Annotated in this window: 20 protein-coding genes; 15 read left to right on the forward strand and 5 right to left on the reverse strand. The window is 53.7% G+C overall.

The genetic code is table 11. From position 1 onward, the window contains the following. Positions 1 to 1,161, reverse strand: a complete 1,161-nt coding sequence (metB, locus tag NNO04_RS08090) for a cystathionine gamma-synthase (protein WP_271444224.1) — start codon at positions 1,159 to 1,161, stop codon at positions 1 to 3. A 264-nt stretch (positions 1,162 to 1,425) separates the two neighbouring features. Here metB and metJ point away from each other — a divergent pair, with 264 nt between their 5' ends. Beyond that, entirely contained in the window at positions 1,426 to 1,743 is a 318-nt protein-coding gene (gene metJ / locus NNO04_RS08095; protein WP_162380293.1) for a met regulon transcriptional regulator MetJ, read from the forward strand. A gap of 52 nt (positions 1,744 to 1,795) precedes the next feature. Here metJ and rpmE read toward each other — a convergent pair whose 3' ends face one another. Next, positions 1,796 to 2,008, reverse strand: a complete 213-nt coding sequence (gene rpmE / locus NNO04_RS08100) for a 50S ribosomal protein L31 (RefSeq protein WP_162380297.1) — start codon at positions 2,006 to 2,008, stop codon at positions 1,796 to 1,798. A 201-nt stretch (positions 2,009 to 2,209) separates the two neighbouring features. Here rpmE and priA point away from each other — a divergent pair, with 201 nt between their 5' ends. From priA to NNO04_RS08140, 8 genes are all read left to right on the forward strand, one after another. Beyond that, a complete protein-coding gene (gene priA / locus NNO04_RS08105; RefSeq protein ID WP_271444225.1) occupies positions 2,210 to 4,408 on the forward strand; it encodes a primosomal protein N' in 2,199 nt (732 codons plus the stop codon). Between the two features lie 157 nt (positions 4,409 to 4,565). Beyond that, complete coding sequence (gene cytR / locus NNO04_RS08110) at positions 4,566 to 5,591, forward strand: DNA-binding transcriptional regulator CytR (RefSeq protein WP_192613865.1); 1,026 nt, start codon at positions 4,566 to 4,568, stop codon at positions 5,589 to 5,591. Between the two features lie 92 nt (positions 5,592 to 5,683). Further along, entirely contained in the window at positions 5,684 to 6,688 is a 1,005-nt protein-coding gene (gene ftsN, locus NNO04_RS08115) for a cell division protein FtsN (protein ID WP_271444265.1), read from the forward strand. A gap of 91 nt (positions 6,689 to 6,779) precedes the next feature. Next, on the forward strand, positions 6,780 to 7,310 hold the full coding sequence (gene hslV / locus NNO04_RS08120; RefSeq protein WP_103779960.1) for an ATP-dependent protease subunit HslV: 531 nt from the start codon (positions 6,780 to 6,782) through the stop codon (positions 7,308 to 7,310). A gap of 9 nt (positions 7,311 to 7,319) precedes the next feature. Beyond that, positions 7,320 to 8,651 carry an HslU--HslV peptidase ATPase subunit gene (gene hslU, locus NNO04_RS08125; RefSeq protein ID WP_162380302.1) on the forward strand — a complete coding sequence of 444 codons (1,332 nt, stop codon included), beginning with the start codon at positions 7,320 to 7,322 and terminating at the stop codon, positions 8,649 to 8,651. 66 nt (positions 8,652 to 8,717) lie between these two features. Then, positions 8,718 to 9,647, forward strand: a complete 930-nt coding sequence (gene menA, locus NNO04_RS08130; protein ID WP_271444226.1) for a 1,4-dihydroxy-2-naphthoate polyprenyltransferase — start codon at positions 8,718 to 8,720, stop codon at positions 9,645 to 9,647. 92 nt (positions 9,648 to 9,739) lie between these two features. Continuing rightward, positions 9,740 to 10,225 carry a ribonuclease E activity regulator RraA gene (rraA, locus tag NNO04_RS08135; RefSeq protein ID WP_103779966.1) on the forward strand — a complete coding sequence of 162 codons (486 nt, stop codon included), beginning with the start codon at positions 9,740 to 9,742 and terminating at the stop codon, positions 10,223 to 10,225. A 191-nt stretch (positions 10,226 to 10,416) separates the two neighbouring features. Next, positions 10,417 to 11,160 (forward strand): SDR family NAD(P)-dependent oxidoreductase, encoded by a 744-nt coding sequence (locus NNO04_RS08140; protein WP_271444227.1) that lies wholly within the window; start codon positions 10,417 to 10,419, stop codon positions 11,158 to 11,160. Positions 11,161 to 11,365: 205 nt separating this feature from the next. On the opposite strand, the gene zapB is transcribed toward NNO04_RS08140, so the two are convergent. Further along, the gene (zapB, locus tag NNO04_RS08145; protein ID WP_271444228.1) at positions 11,366 to 11,611 is read right to left on the reverse strand and encodes a septal ring assembly protein ZapB; all 246 of its coding nucleotides are present in this window, start codon (positions 11,609 to 11,611) and stop codon (positions 11,366 to 11,368) included. 392 nt (positions 11,612 to 12,003) lie between these two features. Between zapB and NNO04_RS08150 the strand changes: the two genes are divergently transcribed. The 4 genes from NNO04_RS08150 to fpr all read left to right on the forward strand — a co-directional run bounded on the left by NNO04_RS08150 (position 12,004) and on the right by fpr (position 16,496). Beyond that, positions 12,004 to 12,849 carry an MIP/aquaporin family protein gene (locus NNO04_RS08150; protein ID WP_271444229.1) on the forward strand — a complete coding sequence of 282 codons (846 nt, stop codon included), beginning with the start codon at positions 12,004 to 12,006 and terminating at the stop codon, positions 12,847 to 12,849. 20 nt (positions 12,850 to 12,869) lie between these two features. Further along, positions 12,870 to 14,378, forward strand: a complete 1,509-nt coding sequence (gene glpK, locus NNO04_RS08155) for a glycerol kinase GlpK (protein ID WP_271444266.1) — start codon at positions 12,870 to 12,872, stop codon at positions 14,376 to 14,378. Between the two features lie 138 nt (positions 14,379 to 14,516). Then, entirely contained in the window at positions 14,517 to 15,527 is a 1,011-nt protein-coding gene (gene glpX, locus NNO04_RS08160; RefSeq protein WP_271444230.1) for a class II fructose-bisphosphatase, read from the forward strand. Positions 15,528 to 15,749: 222 nt separating this feature from the next. Continuing rightward, entirely contained in the window at positions 15,750 to 16,496 is a 747-nt protein-coding gene (fpr, locus tag NNO04_RS08165) for a ferredoxin--NADP(+) reductase (protein ID WP_271444231.1), read from the forward strand. 96 nt (positions 16,497 to 16,592) lie between these two features. On the opposite strand, the gene NNO04_RS08170 is transcribed toward fpr, so the two are convergent. Beyond that, positions 16,593 to 17,015 carry a DUF805 domain-containing protein gene (locus tag NNO04_RS08170; protein WP_271444232.1) on the reverse strand — a complete coding sequence of 141 codons (423 nt, stop codon included), beginning with the start codon at positions 17,013 to 17,015 and terminating at the stop codon, positions 16,593 to 16,595. A 100-nt stretch (positions 17,016 to 17,115) separates the two neighbouring features. Here NNO04_RS08170 and NNO04_RS08175 point away from each other — a divergent pair, with 100 nt between their 5' ends. Both NNO04_RS08175 and tpiA read left to right on the forward strand, forming a co-directional pair. Next, a complete protein-coding gene (locus NNO04_RS08175) occupies positions 17,116 to 17,712 on the forward strand; it encodes a YiiQ family protein (RefSeq protein WP_271444233.1) in 597 nt (198 codons plus the stop codon). Positions 17,713 to 17,821: 109 nt separating this feature from the next. Continuing rightward, entirely contained in the window at positions 17,822 to 18,589 is a 768-nt protein-coding gene (gene tpiA / locus NNO04_RS08180; protein ID WP_192613878.1) for a triose-phosphate isomerase, read from the forward strand. Between the two features lie 45 nt (positions 18,590 to 18,634). Here the strand turns inward: tpiA and NNO04_RS08185 are convergent, their stop codons facing one another. Further along, entirely contained in the window at positions 18,635 to 20,107 is a 1,473-nt protein-coding gene (locus NNO04_RS08185; RefSeq protein ID WP_271444234.1) for a DASS family sodium-coupled anion symporter, read from the reverse strand. Positions 20,108 to 20,131 lie beyond the last annotated feature (24 nt).

A 20,131-nucleotide genomic window follows, 5' to 3' on the forward strand; every position in this document is an offset into this window, starting at 1 on the left:
TTACCCCTTGTTTGCAGCCCGGAAGCCATTTTCCAGGTCGGCAATTAAATCTTCGCCATCTTCAATACCCGTGGAGATACGCAGCAACGTCTCGGAGATCCCGGCGGCGGCACGCGCTTCCGGTGCCATGCCCGCATGCGTCATCGTCGCGGCATGAGAGATCAGACTCTCAACGCCCCCTAAAGATTCCGCCAGCGTAAACAGGGACAGCCCACTCAGGAAGCGGCGTAACGTCTGCTCATCGCCATCCAGTTCAAAACTCAACATGGCGCCAAAGCCTTTTTGCTGGCGCGCAGCAATCTCATGCCCCTGATTCTCTGGCAAAGACGGATGATACAGTTTTTTCACCAGCGGCTGAGTTTGCAGATAATCAACAACGGCCTGCGCATTGCGTTGAGCCACCTCCATACGCGGCGACAATGTACGCAGCCCACGCAACAACAGGTAGCTATCAAACGCGCCGCCGGTGACGCCGATATTATTCGCCCACCACGCCAGTTCCGTCACCGTATCCGGATCTTTGGCAATCACCACGCCCGCCACCACATCTGAGTGACCGTTCAGATATTTAGTGCATGAATGCAACACCAGATCGGCGCCCAATGCCAGCGGATTTTGCAACGCCGGACTTAAAAACGTGTTGTCCACAACGCTTACCGCACCAACCTCACGCGCCAGCGTGCAGATTTTCGCAATATCCACTACGCGTAACAATGGATTACTTGGGCTTTCCACCAACACCAGTTTGGGTTTTTCTGCCAGCGCGGCCCGCAGAGCCTGTTCATCACCTTGATCCACAAACAACACGCGATAGCAGCCACGTTTTGCCAGGCTGTCGAATAAACGGTAACTGCCGCCGTAACAGTCATGTGGTGCCACCAGCAGATCGCCTGGCTTCAGAAACACCGTCGTCACCAGGTGAATTGCCGACATGCCGGTATTGGTGAGCACCGCGCCTGCGCCGCCTTCAAGCTCCGCCAGCGCACGCTGGACCACATCGCGCGTGGGATTACCACGTCGAGAGTAATCATGTGCACGAGGTTCATTAAAACCGGTAAAGTTATAGGTGCTGGAAAGGTGAATCGGCGGGACAACGCAACCGTACTGCTCGTCGTCGTTTAACCCGCTACGCACTGCGATGGTGGCCTGTTTACGCGTCATGTTGAGAAGTTCCTGGGCTGAGTCAGTGAAAGTCAGACCTCAGAGTAATCATTGTTATAATAGACGTCAATACATCTGGACATCTAAACTTCTTTGCGTATAGATTGAGCAAACGGGAAATAGCCGTTAAAATTATACGCATTAGCGCACATCCGCGACGGCTAACTTCGTGTAAGGGCCGCGCCACTACGGTAAACTACGCGCAATTATGGCCTGGACCCAGTTTCCGGCCTCATACTAATGACGAAGAGGATTAAGTATCTCATGGCTGAATGGAGCGGCGAATATATCAGCCCATACGCTGAGCACGGTAAGAAGAGTGAGCAAGTCAAAAAAATTACGGTTTCCATTCCTCTGAAGGTGTTAAAAATCCTCACCGATGAACGTACGCGTCGTCAGGTGAATAACCTGCGCCACGCCACCAACAGCGAACTGCTGTGTGAAGCGTTCCTGCACGCGTTCACCGGGCAACCCCTGCCGAATGACGACGATCTGCGCAAAGAACGCAGTGATGAAATTCCCGAAGCGGCAAAAGAGATCATGCGTGAACTGGGGATCGACCCAGAAACGTGGGAATACTGATTTACAGGCACAAAAAAAGCGCCGTAAGGCGCTTTTTTCTGAGAAGCAAAACTTATTTGCTGCCCGGGATGCTGAAACGCTTGTTGAAGCGGTCAACACGGCCACCGGTTGCAACATCACGCTGCTTACCAGTGTAGAACGGGTGGCATTTAGCACACACGTCCAGGTTCAGATCGTGGCCCACGGTGGAACGGATCTGAATGGAGTTACCGCAAGAGCAGTTTGCAGTAATCATTTCGTATTTCGGGTGAATATCTTTTTTCATGGGAAACCTCAGTTAAGGCCGCGTCGCTCTTCCAGCCCTAACGCCAGACACCACGCGATGTTGATAGTATAGTTTTGACACAATCAATTTGCATCAAAGGCGGCGAATCATACAGAAATTAGCCAGCGTATGCAAACTGATCCGCGCTCCCTTACCACAATGTGTATACTAACCCGCCAGCTTTCAAGTCAGGATGATGACATGCCCGTCGCGCACGTTGCCTTACCCGTTCCGCTTCCCCGAACCTTTGACTATCTCTTGCCGCAGGGCATGAACGCCAAAGCCGGGTGTCGTGTGCGCGTGCCGTTTGGTAAACAGCAAGAACGCGTTGGGATTGTTGTCTCCGTCAGCGACCAAAGCGAATTACCGCTAAATGAACTCAAAGCGGTGGTCGAGGTGCTGGACGACGAACCGGTTTTTTCGACCTCGGTCTGGCGTTTGCTGTTGTGGGCTGCGGATTATTACCATCATCCTGTGGGTGATGTGCTGTTTCATGCCCTGCCTGTTTTGTTGCGTCAGGGGAGGCCCGCCAGCAACGCCCCAATGTGGTATTGGTTTGCCACGGAAGAGGGGCAGGTTGTCGATCTCAACAGCCTGAAACGTTCACCAAAACAACAGCAGGCGCTGGCTGCGCTACGTCAGGGGAAAATCTGGCGCGAGCAGGTGGCAGATCTTGAGTTTAATGATGCGGCACTGCAGGCGCTGCGTAAAAAAGGGTTGAGCGATCTGGCGAGCGAGACACCAGCCTTTACCGACTGGCGCACCCACTATGCCGTCTCTGGCGAACGTCTGCGGCTGAACACAGAGCAGGCTACTGCGGTTGGCGCGATTCACAGCGCGTCAGACAGTTTCTCGGCCTGGCTGCTGGCCGGTGTTACGGGCTCAGGCAAAACGGAAGTGTATCTCAGCGTGCTGGAAAACGTCCTTGCCCAGGGGAAACAAGCGCTGGTGATGGTGCCGGAGATCGGCCTGACCCCACAAACGATTGCCCGTTTTCGCGAGCGCTTTAATGCGCCTGTCGAGGTGTTGCACTCTGGTCTGAATGACAGCGAGCGTCTCTCGGCATGGCTGAAAGCCAAAAATGGCGAAGCGGCGATTGTGATCGGCACCCGCTCATCGTTGTTTACGCCATTTAAAAATCTCGGCGTCATCGTCATTGATGAAGAACACGACAGCTCCTACAAGCAACAGGAAGGCTGGCGCTATCATGCCCGTGACCTTGCCGTTTATCGCGCGCACAGCGAGCAGATCCCCATTATTCTCGGCTCCGCCACACCAGCGCTGGAAACACTCTGCAATGTGCGGCAGAAAAAGTACCGCATGCTGCGCCTGACCCGCCGGGCAGGTAATGCCCGTCCTGCCATGCAACATGTGCTCGACTTGAAAGGTCAGAAAGTACAAGCCGGACTGGCTCCCGCGTTAATCACGCGTATGCGCCAGCATCTGCAGGCTGATAATCAGGTTATTCTGTTCCTTAACCGTCGGGGGTTTGCCCCTGCTCTGCTGTGCCATGACTGCGGCTGGACCGCAGAATGTCCGCGCTGCGATCACTACTACACGCTGCATCAGGCGCAACATCATTTACGCTGTCACCACTGTGACAGCCAACGCCCGGTACCCCGCCAGTGTCCTTCCTGCGGCTCCACGCACATGGTGCCGGTCGGGTTAGGCACAGAGCAACTTGAACACGCGCTGGCCCCCTTCTTCCCGGGCGTGCCGATTTCCCGTATCGATCGCGACACCACCAGCCGTAAAGGGGCGCTGGAGCAGCATCTGGCGGAAGTGCATCGCGGCGGCGCACGCATTTTGATTGGCACGCAAATGCTGGCCAAAGGCCACCATTTTCCGGACGTCACCCTGGTGGCGCTACTGGATGTTGATGGCGCGCTGTTCTCAGCGGATTTCCGCTCTGCAGAACGCTTTGCCCAGCTCTATACCCAGGTTTCCGGGCGTGCCGGACGAGCGGGTAAGCAGGGTGAAGTCGTGCTGCAGACCCACCATCCGGAACATCCGCTACTACAAACCCTGCTGCACAAAGGTTATGACGCATTTGCAGAGCAAGCGCTGGCCGAACGGCAAACGCTCCAGCTCCCTCCCTGGACCAGCCATGTCATTGTACGGGCGGAAGATCATAACAATCAGCAAGCGCCGCTATTCCTGCAGCAGTTGCGCAACCTGATCCAGGCCAGCCCGCTGGCGGATGACAAACTCTGGGTTTTGGGACCCGTTCCCGCCCTGGCGCCCAAACGCGGCGGTCGCTATCGCTGGCAAATTTTACTCCAGCATCCGTCCCGGATACGCCTGCAACATATCGTCAGCGGCACAATGGCGCTGATCAATACGCTGCCTGATTCACGCAAGGTTAAATGGGTACTGGACGTCGATCCGATTGAGGGATAACCCCCTCATGATGCGAGGAGGATCGAAATATTCAGGACTCATCACACTTTTTATGAAAATTCTGTAACCGCTTCCATTAACTATCTGATAAAAATGGTCCTGACATTATTTTTCCAGGGATAGGTCTGCGCCTGCATGCCCCAGGCGAGGAGAGAGAGTGAAACCGAAGAATCAGGTTGCTGCCGCTACAATGAAAGATGTTGCTCTAAAGGCGAAAGTCTCAACGGCAACCGTGTCCCGCGCGTTAATGAACCCAGATAAAGTCTCCCAGTCGACCCGTAATCGGGTAGAACAGGCAGCCATGGAGGTGGGGTATTTACCGCAATCAATGGGGCGAAACGTTAAACGCAATGAATCACGCACTATCCTGGTGATTGTCCCGGATATTTGCGATCCGTTTTTCAGTGAAATTATCCGTGGCATCGAAGTGACTGCGGCAAAGCAAGGCTATCTGGTGTTGATCGGCGATTGCGCCCACCAGAATCAGCAAGAGAAAACGTTTATCAATCTGATCATCACCAAACAGATTGACGGTATGCTGCTGCTCGGTTCACGTCTCCCCTTTGACGCCAGTATCGAAGAACAGCGCAATCTGCCGCCTATGGTGATGGCGAACGAATTCGCGCCAGAACTGGAGTTGCCGACCGTTCACATCGATAACCTGACAGCCGCCTTTGATGCAGTGAATTATCTGCATGAACAAGGGCATCAGCGTATTGGCTGTATTGCCGGACCCGAAGAGATGCCGCTTTGCCATTACCGTTTACAAGGCTATGTTCAGGCTTTGCGTCGTAGCGGTATCACGGTTGATCCACATTATATCGCTCGCGGTGATTTCACCTATGAAGCAGGTGCAAACGCGCTTCAACAACTGCTCGAACTGCCACAACCACCTACGGCCGTGTTCTGCCATAGCGATGTGATGGCGCTCGGGGCACTTTCCTGGGCCAAACGCCGTGGTCTGAGAATCCCCGACGATCTGTCCATTATTGGTTTCGATAACATTGCACTGGCGGAATTTTGTGATCCACCCCTGACTACCGTCGCACAGCCACGCTTTGAAATTGGACGAGAAGCTATGCTGTTATTGCTCGATCAACTGCAAGGACAGAATGTCAGCAGTGGTTCACGTTTACTGGACTGCGAGCTTATTATTCGGGGTTCAACACGCGCTTTAACTTAAAGTAAACGCTTTAAGACTCCCCTGTCTGGTCAAAGGCCCGTCGCTTAAGTAACATGGCGGGCTGACGAATGAATAAATACAGCGAAACGATAGTGGCACAACGAGATTATGTACGTCGCGGCCAACCGGCACCTTCGCGGCGCAAAAAGAGCACCTCACGGAAAAAGCAACGCAACATACCTGCGGTCTCACCAGCAATGGTCGCAATTGCAGCCGCCGTCCTTGTGGCCTTTATCGGTGGTCTGTACTTCATTACGCATCACAAGAAAGAAGAGTCCGAAACGCTGCAGGGCCAGAAAGTTGTCGGTAATGGATTGCCGCCAAAACCGGAAGAGCGCTGGCGCTACATCAAAGAGCTGGAAAGTCGACAGCCTGGCGTACGTGCGCCTACCGAACCGTCTGCGGGCGGCGAAGTCATGAACCCGGACCAGCTCACCAATGAACAACGCCAGTTACTGGCACAGATGCAGGCGGATATGCGCCAGCAGCCGACACAACTGAACGAAGTGCCGTGGAACGAGCAGACGCCTGAACAGCGTCAGCAAACGCTACAGCGCCAGCGTCTGGCTCAGCAACAAGTGCAACAACAGCAGTGGGCTAATACCCAGCCGGTTCAACAGCCGCGTACGCAACCTCGTGTGACTGAGCAGCCTTATCAGCAGCCGCAGCAACAAACACGTACTGCGCAAACCGCCCCTGTCCAGCAGCCTCGTCAGACGCAGCAACCAAAACAGGCTACAACTGCGCAGCCTTATCAGGATCTGTTGCAAACACCGGCGCACACCACCGCTTCACAGCCAAAAGCGCAACAGGCCGCACCAATTGCGCGGGCAGCGGAAGCGCCGAAGCCACCAACAGAGAAGAAAGATGAGCGCCGCTGGATGGTGCAGTGCGGCTCGTTTAAAGGCGCAGAGCAGGCAGAAACCGTGCGTGCGCAACTGGCCTTTGAAGGGTTTGATTCCCGAATTACCACCAATAACGGCTGGAATCGCGTGGTTATCGGCCCGGTGAAAGGCAAAGAAAATGCCGACAGCACCATCAACCGCCTGAAGATGGCGGGTCACACAAACTGCATTCGACTCGCAACTGGGGGTTGAAACCCCCAAAATCCCCCCCATCTATACTTGCATTACGCCCCGAACATCGTGCGGGGCCAGTATTCTGCATTTGTAACCAAGGGGTCTGCTCGTGACAACAATAGTAAGCGTACGCCGTAATGGCCATGTAGTCATCGCCGGTGATGGTCAGGCCACACTGGGTAATACCGTAATGAAAGGCAACGTGAAAAAAGTCCGCCGCCTGTACAACGACAAAGTCATTGCCGGCTTTGCGGGCGGCACTGCGGATGCCTTCACACTGTTTGAATTATTTGAGCGCAAATTAGAAATGCATCAGGGTCACCTGGTCAAAGCCGCCGTGGAGCTGGCGAAAGACTGGCGTACCGACAGGATGTTGCGCAAACTCGAAGCGCTGCTGGCGGTAGCGGATGAAACTGCCTCTCTCATCATCACCGGTAACGGTGACGTCGTGCAGCCCGAAAACGATTTGATTGCCATCGGCTCAGGCGGCCCTTACGCCCAGGCGGCAGCACGCGCTCTGCTGGAAAACACCGAGCTCGGCGCGCGTGAAATTGCTGAAAAGGCGTTGGATATTGCAGGTGATATCTGCATCTATACCAACCACTTCCATACCATCGAAGAATTACCGTCTAAAGCGTAAGGATCTCCCATGTCTGAAATGACCCCACGCGAAATCGTCAGCGAACTGAACAAGCACATTATCGGCCAGGACGCAGCGAAACGCTCCGTTGCTATCGCCTTACGTAACCGCTGGCGCCGCATGCAGCTCAACGAAGAGCTGCGCCATGAAGTGACCCCAAAAAATATTCTGATGATCGGCCCAACCGGCGTCGGTAAAACCGAAATCGCCCGTCGTCTGGCAAAACTGGCCAACGCGCCGTTCATCAAAGTGGAAGCCACCAAGTTCACCGAAGTGGGCTATGTCGGCAAAGAAGTTGACTCCATCATCCGAGATCTGACTGATTCAGCAATCAAAATGGTTCGCGTCCAGTCTATCGAGAAAAACCGCTACCGTGCGGAAGAGATGGCGGAAGAGCGTATTCTTGATGTGCTGATCCCACCGGCGAAAAATAACTGGGGCCAGGCTGAACAACCGTCTGAACCCTCTGCTGCACGCCAGGCATTCCGCAAAAAACTGCGTGAAGGCCAGCTCGATGATAAAGAAATCGAGATCGATCTTGCCGCTGCACCGATGGGCGTTGAAATTATGGCGCCTCCGGGAATGGAAGAGATGACCAGCCAGTTGCAGTCTATGTTCCAGAACCTGGGCGGCCAGAAACAAAAACCGCGCAAACTGAAAATCAAAGATGCAATGAAGCTGTTGATCGAAGAAGAAGCGGCGAAACTGGTCAACCCGGAAGAGCTGAAACAAGACGCAATCGACGCAGTCGAGCAGCACGGTATCGTGTTTATCGACGAAATCGACAAAATCTGTAAGCGTGGCGAATCCTCCGGCCCGGATGTCTCCCGCGAAGGCGTACAGCGCGACCTGCTGCCGCTGGTTGAAGGCTGCACCGTCTCCACCAAACACGGTATGGTCAAAACTGACCACATCCTGTTTATCGCTTCCGGCGCATTCCAGGTGGCAAAACCGTCTGACCTGATCCCTGAATTACAGGGGCGCCTGCCGATTCGCGTTGAGCTGCAAGCGCTGACCACCAGCGACTTTGAACGTATTTTGACTGAACCTAACGCCTCTATCACCGTCCAGTACAAAGCATTGATGGCGACCGAAGGTGTGAACATTGAGTTCACCGAATCTGGCATCAAGCGCATTGCCGAAGCCGCGTGGCAGGTAAACGAGACCACCGAAAACATCGGTGCCCGTCGTTTACACACCGTGCTGGAGCGTCTGATGGAAGATATTTCTTATGATGCGAGCGATCTGAACGGTCAAAGCATAACAATTGATGCGGATTATGTGAGCAAACATCTGGATGCGCTGGTCGCAGATGAAGATCTGAGCCGTTTTATCCTATAATCGCGTTCAATGCATTTTCATCATTGTTGATGGGGCTGAAAAGCCCCATTTTTATTGGCGCTAAATATGACTGAACAACAACAAATTAGCCGCTCACAAGCCTGGCTGGAAAGTTTACGACCCAAGACCCTACCGCTCGCCTTCGCGGCGATCATCGTCGGTACGGCCCTGGCATGGTGGAAGGGATTTTTTGACCCGCTGGTCGCGGTGTTGGCATTGATTACTGCAGGGCTACTGCAGATCCTGTCAAATCTCGCTAACGACTATGGCGATGCGGTCAAAGGCAGCGACAAACCTGACCGCATTGGTCCACTGCGTGGCATGCAAAAAGGGGTGATCACTCAGCAGGAGATGAAACGAGCATTGATCGTCACCGTCGTGCTCATTTGCCTGTCCGGTCTGGCGCTGGTCGTCGTGGCGTGTAACACACTGACCGATTTTGTCGGTTTCCTGGTGCTGGGCGGTCTGTCGATTATCGCGGCCATTACCTACACCGTAGGTAACCGCCCGTATGGTTACATCGGTCTGGGTGATATTTCCGTACTGGTGTTCTTTGGCTGGCTGAGCGTCATGGGTAGCTGGTATTTGCAGGCACACACGCTGATTCCTGAACTCATTCTCCCGGCAACTGCTTGCGGTCTGCTGGCAACGGCAGTGCTCAACATCAATAACCTGCGTGACATCAACAGCGACAAGGAAAACGGTAAAAACACGCTGGTTGTGCGTTTAGGCGCGGTCAACGCCCGTCGCTATCATGCCTGCCTGCTGATGGGAACGCTGGTCTGCCTGGCGCTGTTTAACCTTCTCTCTTTGCAAAGCCTGTGGGGATGGCTGTTTATTCTGGCAGCACCGCTGCTGATCAAACAGGCACGCTATGTGATGCGCGAAATGGAACCGGCTGCGATGCGCCCAATGCTGGAGCGGACGGTCAAAGCCGCGCTACTCACTAACCTACTGTTTGTGGTTGGCATTTTCCTAAGTCAGTGGTCCGTTTAACTGACAAATATCAATTAACAATTGATGATTTTGCCAACAGTACACATAGCGCGATATACTAAAAATTCTCGCAGCAACTGAACGTTGATCCTATGAAATACGATACTTCCGAGCTTTGTGACATCTACCAGGAAGATGTCAACGTCGTGGAACCGCTGTTCTCTAACTTTGGAGGACGGTCGTCGTTTGGCGGACAAATCATTACGGTAAAATGTTTCGAGGACAACGGGTTGCTGTATGATCTGCTCGAACAAAATGGCCGTGGACGCATCCTGCTGGTCGATGGCGGGGGTTCTGTCCGTCGTGCGCTGGTCGACGCCGAACTGGCGCGTCTGGCCGTACAGAATGAATGGGAAGGTCTGGTCATCTACGGCGCAGTGCGTCAGGTAGACGATCTGGAAGAGCTGGACATTGGTATTCAGGCGATCGCCGCCATTCCGGTGGGTGCCGCAGGTGAAGGCATTGGGGAAAGCGATGTTCGCGTCAATTTCGGCGGCGTGACCTTCTTCTCCGGCGACCATCTGTATGCCGATAATACCGGGATAATCCTTTCCGAAGACCCCCTCGATATCGAGTAAAGAAAATACCGCAATTCGGTGTGATGCCAGTCGGTTAAACAACTGACTGGCAATTTACTTCGATTCTGGAAATCTCCAGACCCTATTTTTTGCAACTTCACCCTTTCGATTCCCCCATTCAGCGCATTGACGAAGAAAAAACTCTCTCTATACCTAATGATGAATCTCATCACTCTCGTCACGGGGTCATCATGCATATCGATCTGACAGGTAAAAAAGCGCTGGTCACCGGAGCCAGTCGTGGATTAGGGCGCGCTATTGCACTGTCGCTGGCGAAAGCCGGTGCTGATGTTGTTATTACCTATGAAAAATCTGCGGAGAAAGCCCAGGCCGTTGCCAATGAAATTACAGCACTCGGCCGCCATGGCGAGGCTATTCAGGCAAACAGTGCAAGCGCTCAGGCTATTCAGAACGCCGTAAATCACACGATACTGTCACTAGGAGGATTAGATATCCTGGTCAACAACGCAGGGATCGCACGCGGTGGCCCGCTGGAGTCGCTATCACTGGAAGACATCGACGCGTTGATTAACGTGAATATCCGTGGCGTGGTGGTAGCCATACAGGCCGCGTTGCCACATATCCCTGAAGGTGGGCGAATTATCAATATTGGCAGTTGCCTTGCCAACCGTGTCGCCCTGCCGGGGATTGCTGTCTACGCGATGACTAAATCAGCGCTCAACTCGCTAACCCGTGGCCTGGCTCGTGATCTCGGCCCACGGGGTATTACCGTCAACCTTGTCCATCCCGGCCCAACGGACAGTGATATGAACCCAGCAGATGGCGAACAGGCGGACTCCCAACGACAGCTTATTGCGACAGGGCATTACGGTACACCGGAGGATGTTGCAGCGGCGGTGACGTTTCTGGCAAGCCCAGCGGCTGGGCAGATTTCCGGCACTGGTCTGGACGTGGATGGGGGTTTGAATGCCTGAAACTAACGTTGTATCGTGGTAAAGGTATGATATTGCCGGATGACGGCTTGCGCCTTATCCGGCCTACATGCTGGTACTCAATTCCTCTAAAGATTCCGCGTTAGGGCAAGACGGCAAACGAAGATATCCCCAGGAGCGTAGTAAACTACGTGACTGGGGTAGCTGAGCGCAGCCAACGCCGCCATAACGTGAAATATGACGAGGATTAGACTTCTTCCATACGGCCGAGGAGAGCTTGCAGACGATCCTGCCAGCCGCTCTGCTGTTCTTTCAGGCTGCTGTTTTCGCGCTCCAGTTCTTCACGCTGATGCTGTGCAGACTGAACATCCTGCACCAGGCTGTTGTTCTTTTCTTTCAGCTCTTCAATTTCCATCTGTAGCAGCGTGATGGTATCAATCGCCTGCTGTACTTTCGCTTCCAGTTTCTCAAACACTTCTAATGACATGGTCATACCTCTCCTGAATTGCAAGGCGACGCTTTAATGTAAACGCGCACAACATATAGTGCCGATTGTATGAAGCCCCGTCGCTGCTGTCCAGCGGCATACCGTGCAGATCGTGGTTTGCAACACTTTTCATCTTTGTCCTGGTGACATCAATTCAATATCGCTAAAGTGTTAACATATTGGTTAATGAAATGATTCAGCTCACACTCTTACGTTGTCTCAAAATACGCTTCATTGCGCGATAACACTCATTTTGTTGACGCAGTACACACATTTCAATTTCGATATTTCTCGCTTTTGCTCGTTAACGCTAAATTAACAGCATGCCTACAGGGCATCGCGGATGTCAGTGACTTCCTCGCAGACAATAAACATTAAACTCTCTTCAGGATCCGATCATGAGTCAAACATCAACCTTAAAAGGCCAGTGCATTGCTGAATTCCTCGGTACCGGGTTGTTGATTTTTTTCGGTGTGGGTTGTGTCGCTGCGCTCAAAGTGGCTGGGGCTACTTTCGGTCAGTGGGAAATCAGTGTCATCTGGGGTCTGGGAGTAGCAATGGCTATTTACCTGACGGCAGGTGTTTCTGGCGCACATCTGAATCCGGCAGTAACCATCGCACTGTGGCTGTTCGCGTGTTTTGACAAGCGCAAAGTTGTGCCTTTTATCCTTTCTCAATTTGCCGGTGCTTTTTGCGCTGCGGCGTTAGTTTACGGGCTCTACTACAATCTTTTTGCCGACTTTGAACAAACGAATCATATCGTGCGTGGCAGCGTCGAAAGCCTCAATCTGGCAGGGACTTTCTCTACTTATCCAAACCCACATATCAATTTTGTGCAGGCCTTCGCGGTTGAAATGGTGATTACCGCTATTCTGATGGGGGTCATTCTGGCACTGACTGATGACGGTAACGGTGTGCCTCGCGGTCCGCTGGCGCCGCTGCTCATCGGTTTACTGATCGCCGTTATCGGTGCATCAATGGGTCCATTGACGGGATTCGCGATGAACCCGGCACGTGATATCGGCCCAAAAGCTTTCGCCTGGCTCGCTGGCTGGGGCAATATTGCCTTTACCGGTGGCAAAGACATTCCTTACTTCCTGGTGCCGCTGTTCGGCCCTGTTGCGGGCGCCATTTTGGGTGCGTTCGCTTATCGCAAGCTGATTGGCCGCCATTTACCTTGCGATACCTGTGTCGTGGAAGAGAAAGACGCCACGACGACTTCACAACAAAAAGCTTCGCTGTAATGTGACTACGGGAAAAAATGATGACTGAGAAAAAATACATTGTTGCGCTCGACCAGGGCACTACCAGTTCTCGCGCGGTCGTAATGGACCACGATGCCAATATCGTCAGTGTGTCGCAACGCGAATTCGAGCAAATCTATCCGAAAGCTGGCTGGGTAGAACATGACCCAATGGAAATCTGGGCCACCCAAAGCTCTACACTGGTAGAAGTGCTGGCGAAAGCAGACATCAGTTCCGATCAGATTGCGGCCATTGGTATTACTAACCAGCGTGAAACCACTATCGTCTGGGAACGTGAAACCGGTAAGCCAATCTACAACGCTATTGTCTGGCAGTGCCGCCGTACCGCCGACATTTGCGAGCGCCTGAAGCGCGATGGCATGGAAGAGTATGTTCGCAACAATACCGGTCTGGTGATTGACCCGTATTTCTCTGGCACCAAAGTGAAGTGGATCCTCGATCACGTAGAAGGCTCACGTGAGCGCGCTCGTCGCGGCGAACTGCTGTTTGGTACCGTGGATACCTGGCTCATCTGGAAGATGACGCAAGGACGCGTTCACGTCACGGATTACACCAACGCCTCACGTACCATGCTGTTCAACATCCACACGCTGGACTGGGACGACAAGATGCTGGACGCGCTGGACATTCCGCGCGCCATGCTGCCGGAAGTCCGTCGTTCCTCTGAAGTGTACGGTCAGACCAACATTGGCGGTAAAGGCGGCATACGTATTCCAATCTCAGGTATTGCGGGTGACCAGCAGGCCGCGCTGTTCGGCCAGTTGTGCGTGAAAGAAGGGATGGCGAAAAACACCTACGGTACCGGCTGCTTTATGCTGATGAATACCGGAGAGAAAGCCGTTAAATCCGAAAATGGTCTGCTGACGACCATTGCCTGCGGTCCGACAGGTGAAGTGAACTATGCGCTGGAAGGTGCCGTGTTTATGGCTGGCGCGTCTATTCAATGGCTGCGCGACGAGATGAAACTCATCAGCGACGCGTTCGACTCCGAATACTTTGCGACCAAAGTGAAAGATACCAACGGCGTGTATGTCGTACCGGCCTTTACCGGTCTGGGTGCCCCTTACTGGGATCCGTATGCGCGTGGCGCTATCTTTGGCCTGACCCGCGGCGTGAACTCTAACCACATCATCCGCGCCACCCTGGAATCCATTGCCTATCAGACGCGTGATGTGCTGGAAGCAATGCAGGCTGACTCCGGTATTCGTCTGCATGCCCTGCGCGTGGACGGCGGTGCGGTTGCCAACAACTTCCTGATGCAGTTCCAGTCAGACATTCTTGGTACTCGCGTTGAGCGCCCGGAAGTACGCGAAGTCACCGCGCTGGGTGCGGCATATCTGGCCGGTCTGGCGGTAGGTTTCTGGCAGAATCTCGATGAGTTGCAGGAAAAAGCGGTCATCGAACGTGAATTCCGCCCGGGCATCGAAACCACCGAGCGTAATTACCGTTACAGCGGCTGGAAGAAAGCGGTCAAACGCGCCCTGGCGTGGGAAGATCACGAAGAGTAATGTTGCCATGCCGGATGGCGGTATCGCCGTCCGGCAAAACCTTTGCGTGGGGCAACGCTGCACACGCACATACATCAATAATCCCCCCTCCTCCCCTGTGCTACACTTCGCGCAATTTCTTTCTGCTACGGGTTTGCTATGAGACGAGAACTTGCCATCGAATTTTCCCGCGTGACCGAAGCGGCTGCGCTGGCTGGCTATAAATGGTTAGGGCGCGGCGATAAAAATACCGCTGACGGCGCGGCCGTTAACGCCATGCGCATTATGCTCAATCAGGTCAACATTGACGGGACGATTGTCATCGGCGAAGGCGAGATCGATGAAGCGCCAATGTTGTTTATCGGCGAGAAGGTCGGTACCGGACACGGCGACGCGGTAGACATTGCTGTCGATCCAATCGAAGGTACCCGCATGACGGCGATGGGTCAGGCTAACGCGCTGGCGGTTCTGGCCGTCGGCGACAAAGGCTGCTTCCTGAACGCGCCGGATATGTACATGGAAAAGCTGATCGTAGGTCCTGGCGCAAAAGGGTCTATCGATCTCAACCTGCCGCTGGCGGAAAACCTGAATAACGTGGCAAAGGCGCTCAACAAATCACTGAGCGAACTGACCGTCACCATTCTGGCGAAACCTCGCCATGATGGGGTGATCGCAGAGATGCAGACGTTGGGCGTGCGCGTATTTGCGATTCCTGACGGTGATGTTGCCGCGTCTATTCTGACCTGCATGCCAGACAGCGAAGTCGACGTATTGTACGGGATTGGCGGTGCGCCGGAAGGTGTCGTGTCCGCCGCAGTGATTCGCGCACTGGACGGCGATATGCAGGGCCGCCTGCTCGCACGTCATGACGTCAAGGGCGATAGCGAAGATAATCGTCGCATTGGCGAGCAGGAACTGGCGCGCTGCGAGGCGATGGGCATTGAAGCGGGTAAAGCGCTGCGTCTGGACGAAATGGCGCGCAGCGACAACGTCATCTTCTCCGCGACCGGGATCACCAAAGGCGACCTGCTGGAGGGGATCAGCCGTAAAGGCAACATCGCGACCACTGAAACACTGCTGATCCGCGGGAAATCACGCACCATTCGCCGCATCCAGTCTATTCATTACCTCGATCGCAAAGACCCGGACGTACAGGCGCATATCCTTTAAAATTTTACACAAAATCCTTCACGGTGCATCGCGGCGGCAAGCGAGCAAAATCCCGGTAGCATAGACAACGATACGACTGGATTGCGCGAGTGCTGCCAACAACGAGGCACCGTGAAGGATAAATGTGTAATTTGATCAATAGAGCCTTCCAGTCCATATGGGCTGGAAATCTTTCGTCCAACGAACGAAGATAGGACTATTGGATCGGAACAGGAGAAGACCATGGCAGAGTGGGTAACAGGCAAAGTGACTAACGTGCAGTACTGGACTGAGACCCTGTTGAGTCTGACCGTTCACGCCCCGGTTCATCCCTTCACCGCAGGTCAATTTACCAAGCTCGGGATGGAGATTGACGGTGAGCGCGTCCAGCGCGCCTATTCCTATGTCAACGCCCCCGAGAATCCCGATCTGGAATTTTACCTGGTCATCGTTCCCGACGGTAAACTGAGTCCACGACTGGCCGCGCTGAAACCCGGTGATGACGTCCAGGTCGTCAGTGAAGCCGCAGGTTTTTTTGTGCTGGATGAGGTTCCCGATTGCGACACGCTGTGGATGCTGGCGACGGGGACGGCAATTGGCCCTTACCTGTCAATTCTGCAACAGGGTAAAGACGTCGAACGTTTTAAAAATCTGGTGCTGGTGCATGCCGCGCGTTACGCCGCCGACCTAAGCTATCTGCCGCTCATGCTGGAGCTACAGGCACGCTACGAAGGTAAATTACGGATTCAAACAGTGGTAAGTCGGGAAACCATCGCGGGTTCACTAACCGGGCGTATACCGGCGCTGATTGAAAGCGGTGAGCTGGAAAAAGCGGTTGGTCTGCCGATGGATAAAGAAACCAGCCACGTCATGCTGTGCGGCAACCCGCAGATGGTTCGCGACACGCAGCAATTGCTGAAAGAAACCCGGCAAATGACCAAACACCTGCGCCGCCGACCGGGCCACATGACTGCCGAACACTACTGGTAATTTCTTGCCGGATGGCGGCTTCGTTCTTCCGGCCTACGGTTGACGCTTTTCTGTAGGCCGGATAAGACGCCTTTGCGTCGCCATCCGGCATTAGATTCATGCTTTGTACTTCACGTCCTGCGTATCTTTGCCAAACTTATTCTCTCCCTGGGTGCCGACAAATGCGCCCAGGTCAATCAGCATCATGACCAGGATCACTGTTGGAACAAAACGTCCGACAACCCACTGCCACATTCCCGGTAGCATGACCCAGTTGCCCGCCAGGAGCATCCACGCCAGAATCATCAGTAACGCCCACAAACCTGAACGCCCTCTGTCATGCAGGCGTTTTACCATTACCGCTGCCGTAGGCCAGAGCAGACATACCAGAGCAAACGCCGCCGTTTTAATCTCAAGCCATTGTTTACTGGCCAGGGTGAACAGAACCAGCATACCGACAAACCAGAGGCCGACCCAAATCCAGAAATCACGGCGTCCGATACGCCCTTTAAATGAGAATAACCACTGCTGTATGGTCATGTAAGTTCCTTTATTATTGCCCTGGTCCACAGTTTACCCTTTTGACAAGCCAGACAGTTATCGTTTTAATCGTGAGCAGCCATAACGAAAGGTAAGATTGATGAAGCCAGGATGTACGCTGTTTTTACTATTGTTTTCTGTGATTTCCGTAACCACAACGGTACAGGCAGAAGAGCCCTCGACGACGACGGCGCCGTATCTGTTGGCTGGCGCTCCAACGTTCGATCTCTCGATCAGCCAGTTTCGCGAAAACTTTAACAGCCAAAACCCTAAGCTCTCACTGAACGAATTTCGCGCTATCGACAGCAGTCGGGACAACGCCAATCTGACGCGCGCCGCCAGCAAGATCAACGAAAACCTGTACGCCTCAACGGCGCTGGAACGCGGCACGTTAAAAATCAAAAGCATGCAGATAACCTGGCTTCCCATTCAAGGACCTGAGCAAAAAGCGGCAAGGACGAAAGCGCTGGAGTATATGGCGGCGGTCATTCGTAGCGTCGCGCCGTTACTGACGAAGGAACAAAGCCAGAAAAAACTGCATCGGTTGCTTATTGCAGGCAAGAATAAGCACTACTACGCTGAAACCGAAGGCGCAATTCGCTATGTTGTCGCAGATAACGGTGAAAAGGGGCTGACCTTCGCTGTTGAACCGATTAAGCTGGCACTATCTGAAGGCCTGGAAGGGTCGAATAAATGACAAAAAGCAAAGCCTTTCCAGTGACGAATCTCTATACTGTTTCACAGACCATGCTGCCCTGAAGGGCGGCCATATTCATTAATTCGCTGATAAAGCGTGGAGAATTGAAATGCGACATCCTTTAGTGATGGGTAACTGGAAACTGAACGGCAGCCGCCACATGGTAAACGAGCTGGTTGCTAACCTGCGTAAAGAGCTGGCTGGCGTTGCTGGCTGTGGCGTTGCTATCGCTCCGCCGGAAATGTATATCGACCTCGCAAAACACGCTGCGGCCGGTAGCCACATCATCCTGGGCGCGCAGAACGTTGACCTGAACCTGTCTGGTGCGTTCACGGGTGAAACCTCAGCTGAAATGCTGAAAGATATCGGTGCTCAGTACATCATCATCGGTCACTCAGAGCGTCGTACTTATCACAAAGAGTCTGATGAACTGATCGCTAAAAAATTCGCAGTTCTGAAAGAGCAAGGCCTGACCCCGGTTCTGTGCATCGGTGAAACCGAAGCAGAAAACGAAGCGGGCAAAACGGAAGAAGTGTGCGCACGTCAGATCGACGCAGTGCTGAAAACGCAGGGTGCGAGCGCATTCGAAGGCGTGGTTATCGCTTACGAACCTGTATGGGCGATCGGTACTGGCAAATCTGCAACTCCGGCTCAGGCTCAGGCTGTTCACAAATTCATCCGTGACCACATTGCTAAAGCTGACGCAGCAATCGCACAGCAGGTTATCATCCAGTACGGCGGTTCTGTAAACGCGTCCAACGCAGCGGAACTGTTCGCACAGCCGGACATCGACGGCGCGCTGGTTGGCGGCGCTTCACTGAAAGCTGACGCTTTCGCAGTGATCGTCAAAGCAGCAGAAGCAGCTAAACAGGCGTAATCGCTGTTATGGCGGTAGATGACTCATCTACCGCCACATTTTTATTTACCAGTATCCCAGCCAGCTCCACCAGACCGCCCCGACGATCCCCCAGACTGTCAGGTTTACCACGCTCATCACCAATCCCGTTTTCCACCATTCCGCAAGTGTGACGTACCCGGAGCCAAATATGATAGGCGCGGTGCCCGTGCCATAATGCGTTAACGACATCATCAACGATGAGGAAAAAGCGAGCATTAAGCCAAGCAATGCCGGTGGCGCGCCGAGCGCTAATCCTGCGGCGAAGAACGCCGCAAACATCGCTGTAATATGCGCAGTCGTACTGGCGAAAAAGTAGTGAGAGTAGACATAGAGCAGAACCAGTAGCAGTGTGGCGACACCCCAGTGCAGGCCGAGATGATCAATCGTATTCCCCACACTCACTGCTAACCAACTCACCAGACCCAGCTTGCTGAGAAATTCAGCCATCATGACCAGTGCCGCAAACCACACGACGGTATCCCAGGCGCCGCGACATTTAAGAATGTCATCCCAGCTCAATACCCCTGAAATCAGCAAAATTGAGAGCCCAATTAAGGCGGCGCTGGTCGGGTTTACTGTCCAGCCGCTTCCCATAATGAGCGCCGGGATCCCCGCCCACAAACACAGCAGCAGAGCAAAAACGGCGAGCGTAATTTTCTCGGCAAGCGACAAAGGCCCAAGAGCGTCCAGCTTTTGTCGCGCAAACTGCGGCGCATCCGGTGTGCGGGTAATGGCAGGGGGATAAAGCCACCAGATGACAAGCGGCATCAGCACCAGTGACACCACCGCAGGGAGCAGCGCGGCTATCGCCCACATCCCCCAGGTCATGTTCAACACCCCATCGGTGCCTTTGGTCAAAAAGCTAACAATCAGTGGGTTAGGTGCAGTAGCAGTAATAAACATCGCCGAACTGATGGGGTTAATGTTGTAGTTCACCAGCGCCAGATAACGGCCTGTCGAACCATTTTCGCTGTTCCCAGGTTGCGAGCCCAGGCTTTCTGCGATGGCGCGCATGACCGGATGGATAATACCGCCTCCGCGCGCGGTGTTACTGGGCGTCACTGGCGCAATCAATGTTTCAGCCAGCGTCAATGCCCAGGCGATACCCAGCGTGCGTTTACCAAACAACGCGATAAATCCATATCCAATCCGCGCGCCCAGCCCCGTTTTCAACAAACTTTGCGAGAGCATAATCGACAAACCAATCAGCCAGATCAATTGGTTAGAAAAGCCGCTCAGCGCATCGTTTAGCGCCGCAGCAGGTTTACCCGGATTGGTAACGCCCGTCATTGCCACCAGCATAATCGCAATGATTGCGATAGCGCCGATAGGCAGGGCTTTGCCGATAATAGCCGCGATAGTACCAATAAATAACGCCAGTAAATGCCAGGCTTCAGGAGTCACACCGGAAGGGTTGGGGACAACAAACCACAACATCAGGGTAATGAAAACCGAAAGAAATGCAGGCCAGAGACGAATAGGGGTTAACCTGTCCATGAGTTAATCCTTGTATTTCTTCTG

Source organism: Citrobacter sp. Awk 4, assembly GCF_028069725.1.
In the GTDB taxonomy this organism is placed as follows: Bacteria; Pseudomonadota; Gammaproteobacteria; order Enterobacterales; family Enterobacteriaceae; genus Citrobacter_D.